The sequence below is a fragment of the Micromonospora sp. SL1-18 genome (genome assembly GCF_047921505.1).
Taxonomy (GTDB): domain Bacteria; phylum Actinomycetota; class Actinomycetes; order Mycobacteriales; family Micromonosporaceae; genus Micromonospora.
The window spans coordinates 1-421 of the sequence record NZ_JBLROA010000224.1; the positions used below are offsets into that span (position 1 = coordinate 1).

At 67.9% G+C, this 421-nt stretch carries 1 protein-coding gene; it reads right to left on the reverse strand.

Going from position 1 to position 421, the window contains the following annotated elements:
* Nucleotides 1-421 (reverse strand): transposase (locus ACNAW0_RS30685; protein WP_416291530.1); only part of this gene is annotated, 421 nt, incomplete at both ends.

Below are 421 nucleotides of genomic sequence, written 5' to 3' on the forward strand. Positions count from 1 at the left end.
GCGACCTCGGTGTAGCGCCCTTGCCTGGACAGTGCGGCCTTGATCTCCGGGGAGTCCGAGCGCAGCTTCTCACCGATGATGTAGGAATGGTCGCCCTGGCGTAGGTAACGGCGGTTGCGTTCGGAGGAGAAGCCCCGGTCCGCGACCCACACGATCTTCGACAGGGTCCAGTCCCGCATGTCGTCCTTGACCTGGCGGATCAGCTTGGAGTCGGCGGTGTTCCCGGGCCAGCACCACACCCGGACCGGGATCCCGTCACGGGTGACCGCCATCCCGATGACGATCTGCGGTAGGTCGTCGCGGGAGTCCTTCGACTTGCCGTAGGTCCGGAACCCGGCCCTGTTCGCCTCGCCGTCCTCATCGCCCTCGCCCTCGGCGCTGTCGCTGTCGGTGGGTAGGCGGTGGCCGCGTTCGTCGCGGC